2 pseudogenes are annotated in these 2,781 nt (G+C 66.9%); both read right to left on the bottom strand.

The window, feature by feature from the left end:
• Window positions 1–1,554 (bottom strand): annotated as a pseudogene (locus tag CSW58_RS08985) (S9 family peptidase); the annotation flags it as partial.
• 4 nt (window positions 1,555–1,558) lie between these two features.
• Window positions 1,559–2,781, bottom strand: a pseudogene (locus tag CSW58_RS08980) (prolyl oligopeptidase family serine peptidase); the annotation flags it as partial.

Below are 2,781 nucleotides of genomic sequence, written 5' to 3'. Positions count from 1 at the left end.
CAACATAAGTGCCGCCGCGCTCCAGCCACAGCTTGCCCATCGTCCCCGAATAGCCGGGGTCATCGGCACCTGGAAACCGCCATAGGCGTAGAGCAGGGTCGGGGCGGTTCCGTCGTAGTTCACGCCCTTGGGACGCACGACGAAATAGGGGATCTTCACCCCGTCCGACGACGCGACCTCGAACTGCTCGACCACATGGGTTGAGGCGTCGAAGCGGGCCGGCGAGGCCTTGACCTGTTCCAGGCCCAGCGTGCCGGCGTCGGCCAGCCAGAAGGTGGTCGGGGCCAGGTAGCCGGTCACGGTGACGAACAGGCGCTCATCGGTCTCGGCCGACGAGCCCAGGCCGATCGAGGAATTGGCCGGCAGGGCCAGGTCCTGGCCCGCCCAGCCCTGGGCGCCGTGGGTGAAGACCTTGGCCGCGCCCTTGACGTTGTCGAGCAGAGCCACGACCAGCTTGGTGCGAGTGGTGGTGACGCTTTCCACCGACTGCCGCGCGGTCGGACGCAGAACCAGAGTGGCCTTGGCCGTCGTGGGGGCGGCCTTCAGGGCGGCGAGATCGAAGCTGATCAGGTCGCCGGTCTTGAAGCCCTTTTGCGGCCAGTCCTGCTCCATCAGCACCGCCATCTGGCCGGCGACATAGCCCTGGATCGAGGCCTTGAGCGGCAGGTCCAGCTTCACCGACCCCTGGTCGGTCAGCAGGTGATACTCGCTTTCGAAGAAGGTGACGCCGCGGCTGGCCATCACCGCCACCACCTTGCCGTCGGCGTCGCGCAGCACGAACGGGCTGACGGCCACGTCGGTTTCGACGCCCCGAAACAGCTCGGTGGCGGCGCTCAGGGGCTGGCCGCGCCTCACGGTCTTCAGCACATAGGCATAGCCCGACTTGGTGACCTGACCCGGCTCCCATTCACGGCCGACCAGCAGGGTGTCCCTGTCCAGCCAACTATAGTTTTGTTTTCCTTCGGGCAGGGCGAAGCCGCCCGCGACGAAGCTTTTCGTCGCGGTGTCGAACTCGCGGACGGTCACAGCATCCTTGCCGCCGTCCGACAGGGTGACCAGACAGCGGGTGTCTTCGGGCGGCAGGCAGCTGGCGCCCTTGAACACCCAGTTGGCGCCCTCGGCCTTCGACAGGGCGTCGATGTCGAGAATGGTCTCCCAGACCGGCTCGGCCGTGCGGTAGCTATCCAGCGCTGTCTTGCGCCACAGGCCGCGCACATGGTCGGCGTCCTGCCAGAAATTGCGCAGGGACCCGTCGCCGGCGAACGATACGCCCGGCACCCGGTCCTTGGCGTTGAGGATGGCCAGGGCCTGGCTTTCCAGGGTGGCGTAGCGCGCGTCGCCCTGCAGCACCGGCAGGGTTTTAGCATTCTGGGCCTTGGCCCAGTCCATGGCCCGGGTTCCCTCGATCTCTTCCATCCAGAGGTAGGGATCGTCCTTGCCCAGTTCAGACAGCGGCGTGCGCGCTTCAGTACTGGCGGGCGGGGCAGGATCGGCGGCGTGCGCTGCGGTCATGAGGCTCGTGGATGCGAGGAGGGCAAGGATAAGGCTTCGCATAGACTTAGTGATCCCTCAGCTGGCGTGCCAGGTAGGTGTAGTGCAGCGCCCAGCGGCGCGCGTTGGACCTGGGGTCGGCGCCATTGGCGTGACCGCCGTCGGTGTTCTCGAAATAGAGGTGGTCGACCTTCAGGTCGTCCAGCCTTGCGGCGAACTTGCGGGCATGGCCGGGGTGGACGCGGTCGTCCTTGGTCGAGGTGGTGATATAGGCCAGCGGATAGTTCACCCCGGCCTTCAGGTTCTGATAGGGCGAATAGGCCTCGATCCAGGCCCGCTCGGCCGGTATGGCCGGGTCGCCATACTCGCCGATCCACGAGGCCCCGGCCGGCAGCACCGTGTAGCGGATCATGTCCAGCAGCGGACTTTCGACCACCACCGCGTTCCACAGCTCGGGCCGCTGGGTCAGGGCCACGCCCATCAGCAGGCCGCCGTTGCTGCGGCCATAGGCCCCCAGGTGACGCGGCGAGGTGATCTTTTTGGCGATCAGGTCCTCGGCGACGGCGAAATAGTCGTCGAAGGCCCGCTGGCGGTGTTCCTTCAGGGCCGCGTCGTGCCAGGCGGGGCCGAACTCGCCGCCGCCGCGGATATTGGCCACGGCGTAGCTGCCGCCCTTCTCCAGCCACAGCTTGCCGATCAGCGGGTCATAGACCGGCAGTTTCGACAGGTTGAAGCCGCCGTAGGCGTGCAGCAGGGTCGGGTTGGAGCCATCATGTTTGTGGCCCTTGGGATGGATCAGGAAATAGGGAACCTTGGTCCCGTCCTTGGAGGTGGCGACCTTCTGCTCGACCTCGAGATTGCCGCCCTCGAACTGCGCGGGCAAAGCCTTGACGGTCTCGGACGCGCCGCTGACCGCGTCGGCCAGTTTCAGCTGGGTCGGGGTGGTGAAGCCCTCGACGCTGTAGAAGATCTGGTCGCCCTCGTCGGCGTGCGAGCCCAGAGAGACCGAGGCGTTGGGCAGGCCCGGCAGGGCGGCCTTGGTCCAGGCGCCGCCCGTCGGCCTGAAGGCGACGACCCCGCCCCTGACATTGTCATAGACCGCCGCGACCACGACATGGTCGGTGACGGTCAGCTGGTCGACCGACTGCAGGGCCGAGGGCGAGAAGATCAGGCTGGAGGTCAAGGCCGCGTCAGGCGTTGTCGCCACCAGGTCGCCGGCCCTGCGCCCAGGCCGTCTTCCTTCAGCTGCACGATCAGTCGACCCTCCAGCAGGCCGACCACGTTGGCTTT

Source organism: Caulobacter sp. B11 (assembly GCF_002737765.1).
Classification (GTDB): Bacteria; Pseudomonadota; Alphaproteobacteria; order Caulobacterales; family Caulobacteraceae; genus Caulobacter.
This window is presented reverse-complemented; position numbering and strand designations above follow the sequence as displayed.